The 18,451-nt window shown below is 54.2% G+C and carries 20 protein-coding genes and 1 riboswitch; of the genes, 11 read left to right on the top strand and 9 right to left on the bottom strand.

Annotation, left to right across the window (positions count from 1 at the left end; genetic code table 11):
• Positions 1-178: 178 nt before the first annotated feature.
• The gene (locus KHA84_RS05415) at positions 179-1,816 is read left to right on the top strand and encodes an SLC13 family permease (protein WP_213422516.1); all 1,638 of its coding nucleotides are present in this window, start codon (positions 179-181) and stop codon (positions 1,814-1,816) included.
• 36 nt (positions 1,817-1,852) lie between these two features.
• Here the strand turns inward: KHA84_RS05415 and KHA84_RS05410 are convergent, their stop codons facing one another.
• The 4 genes from KHA84_RS05410 to KHA84_RS05395 form a co-directional block, all read right to left on the bottom strand.
• Entirely contained in the window at positions 1,853-2,551 is a 699-nt protein-coding gene (locus KHA84_RS05410) for a GntR family transcriptional regulator (protein ID WP_213422515.1), read from the bottom strand.
• Between the two features lie 296 nt (positions 2,552-2,847).
• Complete coding sequence (locus KHA84_RS05405; RefSeq protein WP_213422514.1) at positions 2,848-3,366, bottom strand: hypothetical protein; 519 nt, start codon at positions 3,364-3,366, stop codon at positions 2,848-2,850.
• Positions 3,367-3,610: 244 nt separating this feature from the next.
• Positions 3,611-3,769, bottom strand: coding sequence for a hypothetical protein (locus tag KHA84_RS05400; protein WP_213422513.1), 159 nt, complete (start codon positions 3,767-3,769; stop codon positions 3,611-3,613).
• Between the two features lie 94 nt (positions 3,770-3,863).
• Entirely contained in the window at positions 3,864-4,856 is a 993-nt protein-coding gene (locus KHA84_RS05395) for a nuclease-related domain-containing protein (RefSeq protein ID WP_213422512.1), read from the bottom strand.
• Between the two features lie 518 nt (positions 4,857-5,374).
• On the opposite strand from KHA84_RS05395, the gene KHA84_RS05390 reads away from it, so the two are divergent.
• Positions 5,375-5,656 (top strand): hypothetical protein, encoded by a 282-nt coding sequence (locus KHA84_RS05390; protein WP_213422511.1) that lies wholly within the window; start codon positions 5,375-5,377, stop codon positions 5,654-5,656.
• A 55-nt stretch (positions 5,657-5,711) separates the two neighbouring features.
• Here the strand turns inward: KHA84_RS05390 and KHA84_RS05385 are convergent, their stop codons facing one another.
• The 4 genes from KHA84_RS05385 to KHA84_RS05370 all read right to left on the bottom strand — a co-directional run bounded on the left by KHA84_RS05385 (position 5,712) and on the right by KHA84_RS05370 (position 7,778).
• Positions 5,712-6,230, bottom strand: coding sequence for a YfiT family bacillithiol transferase (locus tag KHA84_RS05385; RefSeq protein ID WP_213422510.1), 519 nt, complete (start codon positions 6,228-6,230; stop codon positions 5,712-5,714).
• A 114-nt stretch (positions 6,231-6,344) separates the two neighbouring features.
• Positions 6,345-6,551, bottom strand: a complete 207-nt coding sequence (locus KHA84_RS05380) for a hypothetical protein (RefSeq protein ID WP_213422509.1) — start codon at positions 6,549-6,551, stop codon at positions 6,345-6,347.
• The gene (locus KHA84_RS05375) at positions 6,548-7,450 is read right to left on the bottom strand and encodes a hypothetical protein (protein ID WP_213422508.1); all 903 of its coding nucleotides are present in this window, start codon (positions 7,448-7,450) and stop codon (positions 6,548-6,550) included. The genes KHA84_RS05380 and KHA84_RS05375 overlap by 4 nt, the downstream gene beginning before the upstream one ends.
• 115 nt (positions 7,451-7,565) lie before the next feature.
• Positions 7,566-7,778: a hypothetical protein gene (locus tag KHA84_RS05370; protein ID WP_213422507.1), complete on the bottom strand. Its 213-nt coding sequence runs from the start codon at positions 7,776-7,778 to the stop codon at positions 7,566-7,568.
• A gap of 419 nt (positions 7,779-8,197) precedes the next feature.
• On the opposite strand from KHA84_RS05370, the gene KHA84_RS05365 reads away from it, so the two are divergent.
• Positions 8,198-9,061 (top strand): glycerophosphodiester phosphodiesterase, encoded by an 864-nt coding sequence (locus KHA84_RS05365; RefSeq protein WP_213422506.1) that lies wholly within the window; start codon positions 8,198-8,200, stop codon positions 9,059-9,061.
• A gap of 711 nt (positions 9,062-9,772) precedes the next feature.
• On the opposite strand, the gene KHA84_RS05360 is transcribed toward KHA84_RS05365, so the two are convergent.
• Positions 9,773-10,087 (bottom strand): helix-turn-helix domain-containing protein, encoded by a 315-nt coding sequence (locus KHA84_RS05360; protein WP_213422505.1) that lies wholly within the window; start codon positions 10,085-10,087, stop codon positions 9,773-9,775.
• A gap of 284 nt (positions 10,088-10,371) precedes the next feature.
• On the opposite strand from KHA84_RS05360, the gene KHA84_RS05350 reads away from it, so the two are divergent.
• From KHA84_RS05350 to KHA84_RS05315, 8 genes are all read left to right on the top strand, one after another.
• Complete coding sequence (locus tag KHA84_RS05350) at positions 10,372-11,427, top strand: LytTR family transcriptional regulator DNA-binding domain-containing protein (protein WP_213422503.1); 1,056 nt, start codon at positions 10,372-10,374, stop codon at positions 11,425-11,427.
• Positions 11,428-11,582: 155 nt separating this feature from the next.
• Positions 11,583-12,428: an ABC transporter ATP-binding protein gene (locus KHA84_RS05345; protein ID WP_213422502.1), complete on the top strand. Its 846-nt coding sequence runs from the start codon at positions 11,583-11,585 to the stop codon at positions 12,426-12,428.
• Positions 12,428-13,129 (top strand): ABC transporter permease, encoded by a 702-nt coding sequence (locus KHA84_RS05340; protein WP_336511096.1) that lies wholly within the window; start codon positions 12,428-12,430, stop codon positions 13,127-13,129. The genes KHA84_RS05345 and KHA84_RS05340 overlap by 1 nt, the downstream gene beginning before the upstream one ends.
• 367 nt (positions 13,130-13,496) lie before the next feature.
• A riboswitch (SAM riboswitch) is annotated at positions 13,497-13,609 on the top strand.
• A gap of 81 nt (positions 13,610-13,690) precedes the next feature.
• Positions 13,691-14,716 (top strand): methionine ABC transporter ATP-binding protein, encoded by a 1,026-nt coding sequence (locus KHA84_RS05335; RefSeq protein WP_213422500.1) that lies wholly within the window; start codon positions 13,691-13,693, stop codon positions 14,714-14,716.
• On the top strand, positions 14,706-15,368 hold the full coding sequence (locus tag KHA84_RS05330; RefSeq protein ID WP_157294536.1) for a methionine ABC transporter permease: 663 nt from the start codon (positions 14,706-14,708) through the stop codon (positions 15,366-15,368). The genes KHA84_RS05335 and KHA84_RS05330 overlap by 11 nt, the downstream gene beginning before the upstream one ends.
• A 47-nt stretch (positions 15,369-15,415) precedes the next feature.
• A complete protein-coding gene (locus tag KHA84_RS05325; RefSeq protein WP_213422499.1) occupies positions 15,416-16,285 on the top strand; it encodes a MetQ/NlpA family ABC transporter substrate-binding protein in 870 nt (289 codons plus the stop codon).
• A 16-nt stretch (positions 16,286-16,301) separates the two neighbouring features.
• Positions 16,302-17,168 (top strand): MetQ/NlpA family ABC transporter substrate-binding protein, encoded by an 867-nt coding sequence (locus tag KHA84_RS05320; protein WP_213422498.1) that lies wholly within the window; start codon positions 16,302-16,304, stop codon positions 17,166-17,168.
• A gap of 19 nt (positions 17,169-17,187) precedes the next feature.
• Entirely contained in the window at positions 17,188-18,390 is a 1,203-nt protein-coding gene (locus KHA84_RS05315; protein ID WP_213422497.1) for a M20 family metallopeptidase, read from the top strand.
• Positions 18,391-18,451 lie beyond the last annotated feature (61 nt).

Raw genomic sequence — 18,451 nt, 5'->3', positions numbered from 1 at the left:
TATACATTAAAGTCAAGCGGAAAATGAAAACGGTATCAAATTCCGCCTTTATTACGTTGTTTTTAGAAATTTCTCTATTTACTATTGACTATAACGTATTCATTGTCTACAATCTGTTTCAAGATTGGTTGTTGAAAGCGATTTCATTGGTAGGCAGGAAAAAGGAGGAGAACAGTAGATGTCATTTGCTAAAAACCTGTGGGTGCAGCTTTGGGTCTGGAACGACCAGGCCAAGGCGATGCTGAAAGCGATTCTGACGCTGAACGTCATGGCCATCGTCACCACCGCCGGATCCGGCTCTTCCGGTTCGGAACAAGAAGAGGGCCGGCTGAAAAGCCCGCCCCGCGCCCCGACGTATACCGTCCCGCAGAAGATCGGGCTCGTCCTCGGACCGTCTTTCTTCTTATTGATCAAGTTGTTCGTCCAGCCGGCCGGCATGTCGGATGAGGCCGTGTCCGTGCTCGCCTCCCTTGTCTGGGTTGCCACTTGGTGGGTGACCGAAGCGATGCCGATCCCGGTCACTTCCCTCCTGCCGATCATGCTGCTTCCTCTCCTCGGTGTCATGGAGACGGGATCGGTGACCGCAAACTACGGAGATACGCTGATCTTCCTGTTTGCCGGAAGCTTCATGATCGCCTTGTCGATGGAAAAGTGGAACCTGCACAAGCGGATCGCGCTATCGATCATCCATGCTGTCGGAACGAACCCGTCGACGATCATTTTTGGTTTCATGATTGCGACGGCCTTTCTGTCGATGTTCATCTCGAACACGGCGACGACACTGATGATGGTGCCGATCAGTTTGGCTGTTGCGAAGCATGTGGCAGATTCATTGAAAAATGATCCGTCCGTCGATACGACGCCGGGCAATTTCGCCTTTGGGACCGCGCTCATGCTCGGGACCGCCTACTCCGCGACCATCGGCGGGTTCGGCTCCATCGTCGGTGCGCCGGCAAACATCATTCTTGCCGGAACGGTGAAGACGATGTATGGCGTCGACATCTCCTTTGCCCGCTGGCTGATGTTCGGTGTGCCGCTCGTTGCCATCCTGATCCCGCTCGTCTGGCTGTATCTCGTCAAGATTGCCTTTCCGATGAAGGTGAAGAACATCCCGGGCGGACGTGATATCGTCAAGAAGGACCTCGACTCGCTCGGCAAGATGAGCTACGAGGAAAAAGTCGTCCTGGCGGTTTTCGCCCTCACCGGTGCCGCCTGGATCACACGCGGATTCATCCTCAACAAGTTCATCCCGGGCCTCGACGATACGCTGATCGCAGTGTTCGCCGGCATCCTGCTGTTCCTGCTTCCGGCCAGAAACCATGAAGGCAACATCATGGACTGGGAGACAGCCAAGAAGCTGCCATGGGGCATCCTCTGGCTGTTCGGCGGCGGCCTGGCGCTTGCTGCGGGCATCATGGAATCCGGGCTCGACAAGTGGATCGGCGAGCAGCTGACTGCTTTCAGCACCTTCCCGCTGATTGTCTCAATCGCCCTGATGGTCACCGTCATCCTCATTCTGACGGAATTTACTTCCAACACGGCGACCGCCACAATGGTTTATCCGATTGTCGCCGTGGCTGCAGTGTCCCTGGGAACGGACCCGATTATCCTCATGGTCGCGGCGAACATGGGCGCCACATTCGCCTATATGTTCCCGGTCGCTGCCCCGCCGAACGCCATCGTTTTCGGGACAGGATATGTCAAGATGGGCAAAATGGCCGCCACGGGCTTCTGGCTAAACTTGTTCTCGCTGGTGTTCACCTTGATTGTCGTCACCTACTTTGTTCCCTTAGTGTTCGGCGAACTGATGAAATGATAAAAAGGATTGGAAGCTTCCCGGCTTCCAATCCTTTTATTTGTTAGTCCGGCTCAGCACTTCCAGAATCTCTTTCTGTGCCCGGCTCCTGTGGGACTCCATCAGCATCCTCGCGGCCTTTCCGTCATTCGCCCTCATCGCCGCAAGAATCGCACGGTGTTCGATGATTGACCGCTTCGGCACCGGCCGCTCCGCGATCGTATACAGCCGGGCGCGGTACGACTGGTCGGCGTAGCTGTCGATGATGCCGGTAAGCCGTTGGTTGCCGGCGCACCGGACGATCCGGTCGTGAAACTCATCGTCCAGGGACGACCATTTTTTCAGGTCACCGGACCGGAGCGCCTCTTCCTGACTGTCGATGATGCTGTCCAGCTGCACGAGCAATTCCTCTTCCGACCGCTCCGCGGCCAGCTCGATCGCCAGCCCGTCCAGCGTACCGATGATCGCATAGATTTCCCGGAGGTCATCCGCTTCAATCGGCGCCACGATAAATCCCCGCCGCGGCACGAGCGTCAGCATCCCTTCCGTCTCAAGCCGGACGAGCGCCTCCCGCACCGGCGTCCGGCTCATCTCAAGCGCTTCGCTGATTTCCCGTTCGAGAATGGCCTGGCCCGGCGGGAGTACCAAATCCCTGATTGCCAGCCTCACCGTATGATATGCCCGCAGCGGCAGGCGGTATTGGTCCAGTCCCTCGAGTTGCTGTGCAAATGGTGTTAATGTCGCTGTGATCTCCATGTCATCCGCTCCATTTCCTGTTGGGTTTATTATAAAGGAACAGGAACGCCCGACATAGGATTTGCTGAGCATGATTGTGTGCGGTTGTTGATGGAGGTTAGAATGCTTATGTACTTTTTCCATTTGAAGTCGAGTGTGATTACCTACGGTATGGTTACAGACTATTTTTTCTTCCGCGGGCGTTATACCTGCCGTACGTCATTAAGAATGCAACTATATAATGTCTATTGAAAAAGGACTGCCCTACAGCAGCCCCTCCCTCATCCTCTGTTATATTCAGTTTAAAGGGAAGCCTTTCATGGCTGAAGATTCTTTTCGCTCCCCATGAACCGCCGGGTCACGTCCAAAATTTTATCTTTGTATTTAATAATATCCGTGACTTTTTCGATTGAGACTGTCGTTCGGTCTTCATCGTTAAACTGGATGTATTTGTTTTGTCCATTCAGTCCCAGTCTCATGATCCATTTTCGTATATTGTCATCCAGCAGAATGTTGAAATAACTGAGATTGTCCCGATAGAAAATTCGTCCGACATCCATGTCATCGTGCAACAGGACCTTTACAATAGAATATCCTTCAATTTCTTCTTCGGTGGTCACAATGAGGTTTTCGGGTTCCTCTACGATTTCCGCCTTCTGCTCAGCTTCCTTCTCGACCTCCGTCTCTTCTCCACTCGTAGACTTCAGCGCAGCATTAAGCTTTTCATTCACCATTTCGTTAATAAATTGCTTCATCGACTTCTTAATAATCGGGTCGAATCGATCCACTGCTTTTGTTTTCTTTCCCTCGTAGATATGTCCTATCACGAATGTCATGAAGGCTTCATCCGGGTTGTTCCACATCTGATCCAGAAAAGATTTGGTCTTGTTTAAATACTTTAGATCAGACGATGACCTGGCGAGGTACTCGGTCAAGAGAATATCGGCCATACAATGGAATCAAACCCAAGTCGCGGCGGATAGCAGAGCGAAGTTATCTTATTTACCTTAGGGCTGATACAGGAATTCAAAAAGGCATGCGCCGGCTCAGCGCATGCCCTTTTTCCGTGTATGCAACATTTTAAGCCACCGATTCCTTTAATGCCTGTTTAAGTAGGGTAATATCATCCGTTATTTTTGACTGCATTACTTTGTCGCGGCAGCGGATTCTGTCGCTGTAAAGCCGCAAGAGTTCATAGGAAAACATCATCACTTCCGATGTCCGTTCCTTCCTCTCCATGGTCCCTCCCTCCTTCAGGAAAAAGTTTTATAGATTAATTACCCGAATTTGTAAAATAAAATCCTTCATTTAACAATAATTAATTCCGAAAACACTAAAGTGAATCGTGTTTCACTTTCCTTAGCTCCGTTCCCTCCAAATGCTTTCTTGCATCGAAGTGATGCACCGATCTCAGTCCGCGGTCCAGTTCATGTTGCATCAAGTACCGATTGCCTGTGGAAAGACATCGGAGGCCGGCAAACCTGCAGAATTCCCGGTTTGTGATCCATGGCTTGAAGACCAGGAAGTAATCGCGGAGCGCACGCGTGACGGGGTTCCCCTCAACCGGCGCTTTGCATTGTGAGCACTGGTACGTTCTCTCCCCCTTCCGCTCCAGGGAAGCAAAGCAGTTCTCACAAATGGTTCCCTCTTTCAACGGGCCGTGCTTGATCCCCATTTCTTCGAATGATCTCATGTCCAGCCCCAACTCTTCCGCGAAGAGACAGTTCACGACTTCATTCAGGGAACTAAAGCTCGGGTCCGGCGGCGGGGACTGGTTGACTGATTTTATCAGCATGGACTTGAGTTCTTTCACCGAGACGATCGGAGCGTTATCTGGAAGGCCGGTCCATGTGTTGCGGGCGGCGAATGCGACCACACCGCGGATTGGAAGGAACAATCCTCTCTCCTCCAGCCACTCCTCCAGCCCGGTCTTCTGATTTTCCAACTGGAGAATCGGGCAGTCCATCGTCAGAACAGCACCGGATTCATCGGTGCGCTCCATTCTCCTTGGATTTTGAAACAGCCGGAGCGACCCACGGATCATTTTCGCTTCGATGATCCATATCCCCCGCTCCGTGACCAGCAGCGTATCAAATTGCGCGACATACTCCTCCCTGATCTGTAGCCGAATATTCCTTAGAAGAATCGATTTGCCCGGCAGCCGGAGCCCTCGCAGGTAATTGTCCACAGTCGTCTCTCCCTTGTAGCCCGCCTCTGCCCGGCTGATCAGTTCCGCTATATATCCCCGCTCCGGGTCATGGGCATACATCCGCCTGTGCAGCCGCTTGAGCCGGAGAAGTTCCACCGGATACTTCCGTGACCCCATGGTCAACACCCCTATCCAAGAAAATACCACTCTTGGAATGCGCCTGCTACACAACCGGGCGAGATTAGAAAAAGAGGAAAAAAGTGATGCCAAATTTGAAATTTGCAGGGGGATGTAGGGGTGAATTTTGATTTTGCGGATTTGTGGTGGACACAATTGGACGGACTTGTCGATAAATTGGATGTAGTCGTGGGAATTGAAGAGGCACTGGAGGAGTGATTCGAAGGACTCGCGGTAAAAAGAGTGGAGCTTTCCGGAAGCTTCCTGTCCGTTTAGAAGCACTGGCGAGGGATTTGGACGCACTGGTGGTGAGTTTGGACGCACTCGCCACAAATTTCGAAGCACTCACCTCCAAGGGCACCCTTGGCCACTCGCCCGATTTTCGAAGCACTCGTTCAGGGTTTGGACGCACTCACGATGAGTTTGGACGCACTCGCCATCGATTTCCTAGGTTTCGGAAGAATGAACTTTCGGGAATAGAACCAAACAAGCACGATTCGACAGGACGGGGGGCAGAAATGGAATGGGTGACGTTTAGTCAGCTGGCTCACGGAAAGTGGGAAAAACGGGCTTTGGGCAAGATCCGGTATTCTCCAAGATGCGTGGAAATCCAGACAGAGGACCAGCCTTTGGTTGACCATTTTAAGTTGATGAGGGAAGAAAGGGAGATTGTTTCTAACCTTGTCGTGATGAACCATCCCAACCTGCTGATAGGCGGGAAATTCCTTGTTGATACGGTGGACGGTCAGCAGGTCCTGCTTATACACGCCGGACGGGATGCTTATCAGGACCTTTTTTAATGAACCACGATAAAACGCCTGATTTCTCCTCATGAGAAACCAGGCGTTTCTTCTATTATTGACCCGAATCAGACAAAGCGATTTTAATGTGCTCCAGGTGATGTTCTTCGTGCCAGGAAAGCTTTGCGAGTTTCGTGGCGACCTTGACTTCACCGTTTTCCTGATGGATAAACGACCGGTCCAGCTGGTCTTCGGTGATGCTCTGGCCAAGTGCTATAATCCGCTCATTGATCCCTTCCAGCATTTTAATCGACGGTTCTACCGGAAGCTTCGTATCCGGCAGGACCGCCCACTTGTCCTGGTCGAATCCGGGGACAGTCGGGCTGTTGTCTGTCAGCGCGAGCCGCAGCCGCTGGTACATGTTCAGCTGGGAGTCGGCGATGTGGTGGACGAGCTGGCGGACGTTCCAGCTGCCTTCCCGGTATGTCCGGCCCAGCTCTTCTTCACTCAAGGCATCAACCGTCTCTCTTAGCCGGAACGTGTACGTTTTAATCTGGTTTAGCCAACCCTGCACGTCGTTAAATGTAACCTTTTCGGGTACCTGCAATTGGCCGATCGGGAACCTGACATCCATGAGAAAACCCCTTTTCTGAATTTATTTCAAACTATTTCGTGATTAATCCTCAATATATCGGACAGGGATGGCGGTTGCAAACTAAAAAGCATGCACCTTATGAGCGCATGCTTTTCAGTCAGCTTTCCTGATTCTCTTTTTAATGTCCAACACCGCTCCGTCATTGTCCGGCAGCCGGGTTTTCTCGGCGATCCTCGGGTCAATCCGGCAGGTCCTGGCAGGCCCCTCTTCCTTCAGGCGGTCCAGATGCGACTTCATCTGCTGCTGCGCCCGGAGGGAGGCTGCTTCCATGAAGGCTTTGTTGATCCGGCGATTTTTCATTGTGTTTCTCCTTCCCCTAATAATAAGTTCGATTGCGACAGGGTGATGACATGGAGGGCGCGGTCAATGTTGCTGATGAGGATGTTGTGCAGCACGGAAAACAGGAAGTCGTCGCTCATCCGGAACGCATAGGAGTAGCTCGTGAGGATCGTGAAGTATTCCTGCTCTTCGAACACATGCCGGTGGACGAACGTGTTCTTTTTCGGCCAGATGTCCGCCTCGCGGTTGACGAAAACAGATTCCGCCGAGTGGCGCGCCTTGTTCACGAGGAGCTTGATCGGCTTGGAAAGCGATTCGGTTTCCTCACCCGTGATGATTTCATAATCAAAACTGTGTCCGTAATGCTTCCGGTACTGATCGGCCGTCTGCTCCAGGTAGCCGGAAAGAAGAGATTCATAGACTTCGCCAATCGGGCGCATCCGGTCCGCGGGCTGGAAGCTTTCCTCGAGCAGCACTTCGAACACAAAGTCGTACACCTCATGCCCCGAAAAGAACTTCATCAGCTTCGCGGGGTGGATCGAATCTTCCACTTCCCCCTTCAGCACCTCGATTTTCTTCTCCGGGCTTTCCGCTTCCAGTTCAAAATTCATGACTTTGAGCCTTTGCAGGTTTTTCATGCCAAGGCGGACGACGACAAAAAACAGGATCCACAGCAAAATTAGGCACACGCTCACTGAAATCTTCTGGAGCTCAGGCGAGTCCCCGATCGCGACCAGGGCAAGCTTGAACAAACTGAGCTTCTCCAGCTCCGCCTCGGTAAACTCCCTAACGCCCCCGAACGCCAGCACATTGCGGAAGATGACCCCCAGCAAAAACAGCAGCCCGGCAAAGTACACCACCAGCGGCAAATACCGCGTCAAAAAGGGCCTGAGCCGGGCCGACCAGAAGGCAGTCCACATCGGTTCCCCTCCCTTTACCCCAGTATATGCAGCACCGCTCCCGTACTTCTCCGCTGACGTCAGTTAATCAACAGTTGGCGGAAACGGCAAAAGGAGCCGGAGCGGCTCCTTTTGGTTACCCGTGATAGTGATCTTCCCAGGCATGCGTCTCCGGCTGGCCATGGCCGTGGCCATGCAGTGCCCAATACATCTGAACGAGCTGCATCTCATACTGGAAATGTTTCTTGTAGAAATAAATATGTTTTTCCGGGTCGCTATGTTCATAAAACTTCGCCAACGTTCCGTACAAACTCGTCATTTGAAGCAATTGCGCCAATCTCGGATCCACATGACCTCTCCTTTAATAGGGAATCACGTGCATCCTATGCTCAGTTGAGTGAAGTGGGCTGGGCGGTTGGATAAAAGCGGCGCCGGCAACCGCTGATGATTATAAACTTCCATGTATAGAACGGTTTTCTCCCGCATATCCTATACCCATCACAGGGCCGCGGCACCGCCCTGTCCTGCGCGCATGGGCACTCTTGACGGAGGGTGGAAAACAAACACGCGCCGCTCCGGCCGGGGTGTGAGCCCGGTAGTGCCGCAATTACATAGGAAATCAGCCCCCGGCCGGATGGTTCCGGGGGCTGATTGTTGATCGTCTATTAAGATATTTAATTGAATCTCAATACTTATTAACAGTCTATTCATCTCTGCTTCACATTCAATTCTTATACTGGAGTCGACAAACGGACAAGGAGTGGTTGGATGAAGCGGATGGTAACGATTTTGGCAGGGGTCGGCATTGCTATGAGTTCATTTGCGGGAACTGCAGGGGCGGCTGAGCCTGTCGAGCTGAACAGCGTTATTTCCAAGCAGGAACAGCAAAAAATGATCAATGTGGCGCACCGGGGGGCGTCCGGCCATGCGCCTGAGAACACGATGGCCGCGTTCCACAAAGGCTTCGAAATGAAGGCGGACTATATCGAGATCGACGTCCAGATGACGAAGGACGGCGAACTGATTGCCATCCATGACACGACCGTCGACCGCACGACGAATGGGACAGGCTCAGTCGGCAGCCTGACGTTTGAGGAAATCCGCCAGCTGGATGCGGGAAGCTGGTTCGGCCCGGAGTTCGCCGGTGAGAAGGTCCCGACCTTTGAAGAAATCCTCGACGCGTTCCGCGGCAAGATCGGCATCCTGATCGAGCTGAAGGCGCCGGAACTGTATCCGGGAATCGAAGAGAAAGTTGCGGAAGCGCTGATTGAGCGCAACCTGCACAATCCGAACAACGAAAAGATCATCATTCAGTCGTTCAACCATGAATCGATGCAGACTTCGAAGGAGCTTCTCCCGAACGTCCCTCATGGCGTACTGGCCGGTGCAAGCTGGGCAAATGTGACGGATGAGCAGCTGGCGGAGTTCGCTACATACGCCGACTACTTTAACCCGAACATGAACATCGTCACACATGACATGGTGACTGACGTGCACGACGCGGACATGAAGATCTACCCGTATACGTCCCGCTCGCAGGAGCAGGCCCTCCGCCTGTTCGACCTTGGCGTGGACGGCATCATCACCGACTACACAGAGCATGTATACAAGCACCCGGTGAAAAACAACTGAATGGGATCGGAACAGGGCTGCCTCTGGGGGCGGCCCTGTTTGTGTTTCACTCAGGGATTGCCGGCGGCCGGTTTCGTCATTCGCTGCACCAGTTTCGTCATTCCACGTCCCAGTTTCGTCATTCGCCTTCTTACTGTGAACGAATGACGAAACTTTCCGCCCCAATGACGAGACTGATCGGACGAATGACGAAACCATTATGAGACAGCGTCTATTTTACAGCTCACCTCACGGCTTTCACGGTTTCCGCATTCGACCCTCCGGTTTCCGCATTCACGGGCTCAGTTTCGTCATTCCGCGTCCCAGTTTCGTCATTCGCCCTCTTACCGTGAACGAATGACGAAACTTTCCGCCCCAATGACGAGACTAAACAGACGAATGACGAAACCATTATGAGAAAGCGTCTATTTTTACAGCTCACCCCACGGCTTTCACGGTTTCCGCATTCACCCCTCCGGTTTCGCCATTCACGGGCTAAGTTTCGTCATTCCGCGTCCCAGTTTCGTCATTCGCCCTCTTTCCGGGAACGAATGACGAAACTTTCCTCCCCAATGACGAGACTGATCGGACGAATGATGAAACCAACGCAAAGTTTTCCCAAAACGAAGCGGGACTGCCCACCCAGGCAGTCCCGCTTTCACTTAACATTAACCTTCACAAAGCCTAATCTTAGCGCGAATCAAAGCTCCCGGTGACTCAGAGCTCCCCTTATTACAGTGCCGTAGACGATTCTTCCTGCGCGGAGTCCCGTTTCGCTCCCATCAGACGGTAGACATCTGTTTCCAATGCCTCTGCGACCTTTTCCAGTGTACCGATTGTCACATTCGAATACCCATTCTCAATCCGAGAAATGGCACTTTGCTTTGTCTGAATCAGTTTGGCCAGCTGAGCTTGGGTCAGACCTCGTTCTTTGCGCTTGCGGATTACGTTGCGTGCAATTTGATATTCAAGCTCATTTTCTTTCCATGCTTTTTTAAATTCCGGATCATTCTGGCGCTCGGTCAGGCGCTTATCAAGATAGCTCATTAAAACCACTCCTCTATCTGCGAAAGGAAATCGTTCCTATACGCTTTTGCCTTCCGAATCTCACGTGGTGGCGTCTTCTGGGTTTTCTTTTTAAATCCATAGATAAGCCATGCGCGACGTAGCGGCAAATGCTTGCGCGCATCCTTGTTACGATTTGGACTTGTTGTCCGTTGGCTCAGCCTTTCCCCGCTAACTCCCTCTTATCAGAAGTTCTATTGCCCGCACCCCCTCTTTTCTCTAAACTGGTAGTAATAAGAAGACTCAGACATCGGGAGGCTGGCATCTTGGGGATTTTGGAGTTTCATCAGGTAGAGAAGATGGCGGGGAATCAAGTGGTGTTTCCCCGTTTTGATTTGTGTGTGGGGCCGGGTGCGGTGACGGCCGTGCAGTGCGGACATGAGGCGGGGATGCAATTGATCGGTATGGTGACGGGGATGGCTCCCGCTTCTCATGGGGAAGTGCGGTTTGCCGGAGAGCCGGTCGGCCGGCATTTCCGGGATCTGGCCTCGCGTGTGGGTGTCATGCTGCTGGATGATGCCTTATATGATCGGCTGACGCCAGCCGAGCAGCTCCGGCTGTTCCGTAATCTCCATGATGCCGGATCCCCAATTGAGGACCTGCTCCGGAGACTCGGGTTGGCGGAGCGCGGACGGACACGGATTTCGAAGCTGACGTATTCCGAAAAGCGCCGCGTGCAGCTGGCCCGGGCACTGGTACATCATCCGGAGCTGCTGATTTTGCAGGAGCCGGAGCAGAATCTGGATGTGGAGAGCCGGATTATCCTTCAGCGTGTGCTGTCTGAATTCACGGCGGGTGGCGGCGCGGTGCTGCTGACGACAAGCAATTTGGAGAATGCGGTGACGCTGGGTGACACCGTTTACCGGCTCAATGCAGGCGGACTGAAACTGTTCGAGCTTGCAGAGGAGGCCGAAGTTCGGGAAGAACCTGTTTCTGAAGAAAAAATGGAGCGTGCTGATGAAGATGACACTTCCGTTCCCCAGCTCCAGTTCAACAAGATCCCGGCAAAGGTGAACGACAAGCTGATCTTGTTCGACCCGACGGAGATCATATTCGTCGAGAGTGTGGACGGCGTCTCGCAGCTGCATGTCCAGGGCGAGACGTTCCCGTGTGCCATCAAGATGGCGGACCTCGAAACGCGCCTGCAGCCATTCGGGTTTTTCCGCTGCCACCGGTCTTATATCGTGAATCTCCAGCGAGTGCGCGAAGTGATCACGTGGACGCGCAACAGCTACAGCTTAATCTTGGAAGACCCCAATAAAAGCACCGTTCCCCTCTCCAAGGGCAAGTATGCGGAACTGAAAACGTTCCTCGGCATCTGACCGTTCTGTCAGCGCTAATATTAGCGCGCCATTCATCGGCAATAGGCTCCATTCATCACGCCGCAGGATCCTTTCACCTTGATTTTACTGCGTTCTTTTAAACGGCGCGGTAAGGTGGAGTCAAGAAAACGAACGGCAGAAAAGGAGCGATCATGATGGAGCACATCATTGAGGTCAACAGCCTCGTCAAATCATTCGGAGACAAACTCGCGCTGAAAGATGTGGATTTCAATGTCCGCAAGGGAGAGACAATCGGATTCCTCGGACCGAGCGGATCGGGCAAGACGACCACCATCAAGATCCTGACCGCGCAGCTCGCGGCGACCGCAGGCGATGTCCGGGTGTTCGGAGAGCCCGTCCATCTATTAAAAGATCCGGCTCGAATGAAGAAGATCGGCATCCTCACCGACAACAGCGGCCTGTACGACCGGCTGACCGTGCAGGACAATCTAGCGCTTTATGCGGAGCTGTACGGAGTCGGAAAAGAGCGCATCCGTGAAGTGCTGGAAATGGTGGATCTCCTTGGCGAGGAGCGGACCCCCGTCAAGAAGCTTTCCAAGGGAATGAAGCAGCGTGTCACGCTGGCACGGGCCATCCTTCATAAGCCGGCCCTCCTGTTCCTGGATGAGCCAACCTCGGCACTCGACCCGACAACGACCAAGCAGATCCATGAGGGCTTGCGGAAGCTGAACCGGGAAGGCACGACCATCTTCCTCACCACTCATGACATGACTGAAGCGGAAGCGCTGTGCGACCGGGTCGCCTTCCTCCATGACGGAGAAATCAAGCTGTTCGATACGCCGCAAAACCTGAGGACGATGTCCGGCAGCCCGACGATTTCGCTTTTATTAAAAGACAAGACGACTGTCACCGTCGAGCCGGATGAAACCGGCGCTGCCGCGATCGCCGGCTATATGGCCAGCGGCAATCTGCTGACGATCCACTCGAATGAGCCGACACTCGGCGACCTGTTTGTACAACTGACCGGGAGGAACCTATGATGACCCCATTTTCCATAAAGCGTGTCAACGCGATTTTCGTTAAGGACTGGAAAGACCTGCAGCGCAACTCGTATGTCCTGCTTACACTGGCACTGCCGCTTTTCTTTGCCGCCTGGCTCGGGCGGATCGGAGCGGACAGCGCTGAAATGATCGCCTTCCCCATTGTCTTTGCCCTGGTCATCGCCGGTGCCTTTGTCCAGGCCGCGATGGTCGCGGAGGAAAAGGAAAAGAACACGTTGCGCGGACTGCTGCTGTCTCCGGCCAGTGTGACGGAAGTGTTTGTTGGAAAGAGCCTGCTGAGCGCGGTCACGACGGTGGTTGTCGTAATCGGCTGCATCTGGCTGGCAGAGTTTAGCGTCCCTTCCCTTCCGCTGTTTGCGTTGAGCATTGTCATCGCGCTCGTCTTCTTCCTGGCGATCGGCACACTGCTCGGCCTGCTGTCCCGCACGGTCATGGAAACGAGCATCATCGGCATGCCTGTCATGTTGATTTTCGGAATGTCGTCGATGTTCAAGTCGATGATCACGAATGAAATGATTTTGACGGTGTTGGATTATCTCCCGAATGAGTTGCTCATGAACATCTGGGTCAGTTTGGAAAGCGGAGCTGCCGTCGGGGAATCTTTTCTCGTCCTCGCGGCATGGGCAGTGGTGTCTGTCGGGGCGACTGTGGCGGTGTACCGGAAACGGCGGATGGACTGATTGATTTTGAGCCCCGGCATCTGAGTGCCGGGGCTCAGTTTCGTCATTCGTTGAGGAAGTCTCGTCATTCGGGCCTCCGGTTTCGTCATTCGGCCGCCATAGCGAGGTGAATGACGAAACATTCAAGCTGAATGATGAAACTAAACGGGCGAATGACGAAACCGGCTATTCAAAAGTTTCCAACAGCCTTGAATCCTCCAATTTTTTTGGGCATCTTTACTTTCTATACGCACCAACAGTTAGCAAACGCTTCCATAAAAATCACAATTAATCAGAATTGAAATACTTTTTTTAAAGTCATTGACTTCCCTTCCACGTCCAAGTAGAGTTAGTTTAAATTCTTGCACTAATCTAATATGAACATCTTTTCTTATCAAGAGAGACCGAGGGACAGGCCCTAGGACGTCTCGGCAGCGGACCCCATTCTTTGGAGGCACCGTGCTAATTCCTGCAGATGCCTTTGCATCTGGAAGATGAGAAAAAGATGACCTTTACCGGTCCTCTTTTTCTCTATATGAGATCAAGAGGATTTTTCATATCTGACAACAGGAGGTTCGCCGGATGATTGAATTTAAACAAGTGTCCAAGACGTTCCGGCTTGGCAAGCGTGAGGTTCACGCGGTGAAGGATGTGTCGCTGAAAGTCGAGCAGGGCGACATCTACGGAATTATCGGCTTTAGCGGTGCCGGAAAAAGCACATTGCTGCGGCTGGTGAATCTGCTGGAGCGGCCGAGTGAGGGCTCGATCGAAATTCAGGGCGTCAATGTGACGTCCCTCTCCGCCAAGGAGCTCAGGAAGCAGCGGCGGAACATCGGGATGATCTTCCAGAACTTCAACCTGTTCAACTCGCGGACGGTGGCCGGGAATGTTGCGTATCCGCTGAAGCTTGCCGGCACTCCGAAGCACGAGATCAATAAGCGTGTCGAGGAGCTTCTCCGATTTGTCGGCCTCGCCGACAAGGCGAAGGATTATCCGGATCAGCTGTCGGGCGGGCAAAAGCAGCGTGTCGGGATTGCCCGGGCGCTTGCGACCAACCCGGATATTCTGATCTGCGACGAAGCGACTTCCGCGCTTGACCCGGATACGACGGCTGATGTGCTGCGGCTCCTGAAACAGGTTAACCGGGAGTTCGGGATTACGATCCTCCTGATCACTCACGAGATGGAAGTGATCCAGTCGGTCTGTACAAAGGTCGCGGTCATGGAGAACGGTGAAGTGATCGAGTCCGGAGGCGTGTTCGAAGTGTTCACGGACCCTCAGCACGCAACGACCAGGCGGTTCATCCACTCCGTTCAGCAAGACCTCCCTTCCCCAAAGGTACTCGCCGAGTGGCGGGAATCAGGAGGCGGCAGTTTGTACCGTCTTCAATTCAAGGGGCCGGTCGCGAACGAACCGGTGCTCTCAACGGTTACGGCAAAGCACGGAGTTACCTTCAACATCGTGTACGGTTCCGTCCGGGAGCTGGAGGAGCGGCTGTTCGGGAATCTGATCGTCTCGTTCCTGGGCGATCCGGCTGCTGTCGAAGCTGCCATCCGAGAAATTGAAACGCTGACTGACATCGAGGAGGTGCAGGAAATTGAACGTTGATTGGACATCCTTCTGGCCGCGCATTGTTGAGGCGACGGGCCAGACGATCACGATGGTCATCGCCACACTCATTTTCGGATCGATTCTCGGCATCATCATGGGACTTCTCCTGTTTGTAACCCGCCAGAACAATATTCTGGAAAATAAATTTCTCTTTAACCTATTGAATATCGTCATCAACATCATCCGGCCGGTGCCGTTTATCATCTTCCTTGTCGCCATCTCGCAGCTGACAAGGCTCGTGGTCGGCACGACGATCGGGACGGCGGCCGCCATCTTCCCGATGACGATTGTTGCAAGCTTCACGATCGCACGGGTCGTCGAGAACAACCTTGTCAGCATCGACCCCGGCGTGATCGAAGCCGCCCAGGCGATGGGCGCGAGCCCGCTCCGGATCATCTTTACGGTCCTGATTCCGGAAGCGCTCGGTCCGCTCGTCCTCGGCCTGACATTCGTCACGGTCACCCTGATCGACTTCTCGGCCGTTGCCGGAACGGTCGGCGGCGGAGGCCTCGGCCATATCGCGATGACTTACGGTTACCAGCGATTTGACGCCAGCGTCATGATTGTCACCGTGCTGATCCTGATCGTCCTTGTTCAGCTGGCGCAGTGGCTCGGGAACACGCTCTCAAGGAAAATCATGCGGCGGTGATAAAAGCCGCCCCGCACTTATCCCCCCAAAAAAGGAGACTTACTGCGATGAAAAAGTTCTGGATTGTGGCAATCGCCCTGATTGCTTCCCTCGCCCTCGCGGCATGCGGCGGTGCAAGCGGAGAAAAAGCGGACGGCGAGACCGTCGAAGTGAGGATCGGCGTCAACGGCGCAGACGGCGCACAATGGCCGATCCTGAAAGAAAAAGCGGCTAAAGAAGGCATTGAAATCAAACTGGTCGAGTTCGCAGATTACACGCTGCCGAACAACGCCCTTGCCCAGAAAGACATTGAACTGAACGCCTTCCAGACGATCGCCTTCCTCGCCCAGTATTCCAAGGAAAGCGGCAATGAGCTTGTCCCGATCGGCTCCACGATGTTCGCGCCGATGGGCCTGTTCTCCGATAAGATCAAGGATGTCTCCGAACTGAAAAAAGGCGACAAAATCGCCATTCCAGATGACGCGGTCAGCCAGGCACGCGCGCTTCGCCTCCTAGAAAGCGCGGGGCTTCTGACCCTCTCGGATGACTTCGGGCTGTTCGATGACCCGACGAAGATCGAAGAAAACAAGCTCGACCTTGAAATCATTCCGATGACGCCACAGCAGACTCCGCGGGCTCTTCCGGACGTCACAGCCTCCGTCATCAATAACGGCATTGCCGGGCAGGCGGGTCTCTCCCCTGTCGAAGACTCGATCTTCCTTGAAGATGAAAACGATGAAAACGTCATCCCTTACATCAATACCATCGCGGCCCGCGCCGAGGACAAAGACAACGAAGCCTACCGGCGCATCGCGGAACTTTACCAGGAAGAAGACATTGAACAGGCAGTTAAAGAAGACACGAACGGCGGCTCGATTCTGATTGACCTCAGCCAGGAGCAGCTTGACAAGTCGTACGAGGAATTAAAGAACTATTGATAAAAGGAGCATGACGATGAAGAAAATTTGGATTCTGGCTATTGCCATCATCGCCTCCCTCGCCCTTGCGGCATGCGGCGGCGCAAGCGGAGAAGAAAAAGACGGCGAAACGGTCCAAGTGAAGATTGGCGTCAACGGCGCGGACGGCGCACAATGGCCGATCCTGCAGGAAAAGGCAGCAAAAGAAGGCATCGAGATCAAACTGGTCGAGTTCGCCGACTACACGCTTCCGAACAATGCCCTTGCCCAAGGGGACATCCACCTGAATGCCTACCAGCACATCGCATTCCTTGGCCAGTACGTTAATGAAAGCGGCAACGACATCGTCCCGATCGGTTCCACGATGTTCGCGCCGATGGGTATCTATTCCGAGAAGATCTCCGACGTCTCCGAACTGAAGGAAGGCGACAAGGTCGCCATCCCGGACGACCCGTCGAACCAGGCACGCGCGCTTCTTCTTCTTCAGAGTGCCGGACTGATCACCCTGGCAGACGACTTCGGCATGTTCGGCGACCCGTCCAAGGTTGCGGAAAACAAGCTGAACCTTGAAATCCTTCCGATGACCGCCCAGCAGACACCGCGTGTCCTTCCTGACGTCGCCGCTTCGGTCATCAACAACGGCGTGGCCGGACAGGCCGGCTTCTCCCCTAAGGAAGATGCAATCTTCGTAGAAGACGAAACCGACGAAAACGTCCACCCGTACGTCAACATCATCGCGGCACGCGGCGAGGACAAGGACAATGAAACGTACAAGCGCATCGCGGAGCTTTACCAGGAAGAAGACATCGCCGAGGCCGTCAAGGAAGACACGAACGACGGATCCATCCTCGTCGAGCTTAGCCAGGAAGAACTCGACAAGGCATTCGAGGATCTGAAAAAGTGATTTAAGGGAGGAAACCGGAATGACCGTTGCACAGGATGCGAGAGGGAAGATTTGGGAAACGATTGATGCAAACCGCGAGCGCTATATCGGTGTGAGCCATGACATCCACGCCCGCCCCGAGATCGGGAATGAGGAAGTGTATGCGAGCGGTCGGCTGTCCGAGCTGCTTGAGGAAGCGGGATTTACGGTTGAGCGGAGTGTCGCCGGCCACGAAACGGCGTTCCATGCCGTGAAAGACAGCGGCAAAGAAGGCCCGACCGTCGCTTATCTGGCGGAGTACGATGCACTCCCGGGACTTGGGCATGCGTGCGGTCACAACATCATCGGAACGACCAGTGTCGCCGCGGCGATTGCCCTCGGGGAACGCTTGGATGAAACCGGCGGACGGGTGGTCGTCCTGGGCACACCGGCCGAAGAAGGCGGCCCTAACGGCAGCGCGAAAGGAAGCTTTGTCCGTCATGGCTTCCTCGAGGATGTCGACGTCGCCATGATGATCCATCCGGGCGCCAAGACCGCTCCGACCGGCGAAACGCTCGCCGTCGACCCGCTTGACTTCCACTTCTATGGCCGCTCCGCGCATGCCTCCGGCTCCCCGGAAAAAGGCATCAACGCGCTGGACGCCGTCATCGGCCTGTTCAACGGCATCAACGCACTTCGCCAGCAACTGCCGAAAGATGTCCGGATTCACGGCATCATCACGCACGGCGGCGACGCACCGAACATCATTCCGGACTATGCTTCTGCCCGCTTCTTTATCCGCGCGGAAACTTGGGCCCGGACCGAGGAAGTCGCCGCGAAAGTCCGTGCCGTCGCCGAAGGCGCAGCCCTCGCAACTGGTGCCACGGTCAAGATTGAACGGTTCCAGAATGAAGTCCGCGACTTTGTCCTGAACCGCGTCCTCGACGAGGCGATCGGCCAGGAACTGTCAGCGGTCGGCGAACACGTCGTCGATGAAAAACGCTCCGGCAAAGGCTCCACCGATGCCGGCAACATCAGCTACGCCGTCCCGACCGCCCATCCGCACATCAAAATCGGGCCGGACGACCTGATCGGCCACACGATCGAATTCCGCGAAGCCTCCGCTTCTCCTGTAGGCGACGAAGCCCTCATCCGCGGCGCCAAAGCCCTTGCCGCTGCAGGCTACCGGCTGCTTACGGAAGAATCGCTGCTCCGGGAGATCCGGGAGGAGTTTCAGCGGGCGATTGCGGCGAAGGGTGAATGAGTTGTGATGCGATCCCCTGCTATGGCTTTTGCCGTGGCGGGGGATTTTTGATATTGGGGCT

Origin of the sequence: Bhargavaea massiliensis, from assembly GCF_018390575.1 — a bacterium.
GTDB classification, from domain to species: domain Bacteria; phylum Bacillota; class Bacilli; order Bacillales_A; family Planococcaceae; genus Bhargavaea; species Bhargavaea massiliensis.
Note: the sequence above shows the minus strand (reverse complement) of the source record. Positions and strands in the feature narration are given on the sequence as shown.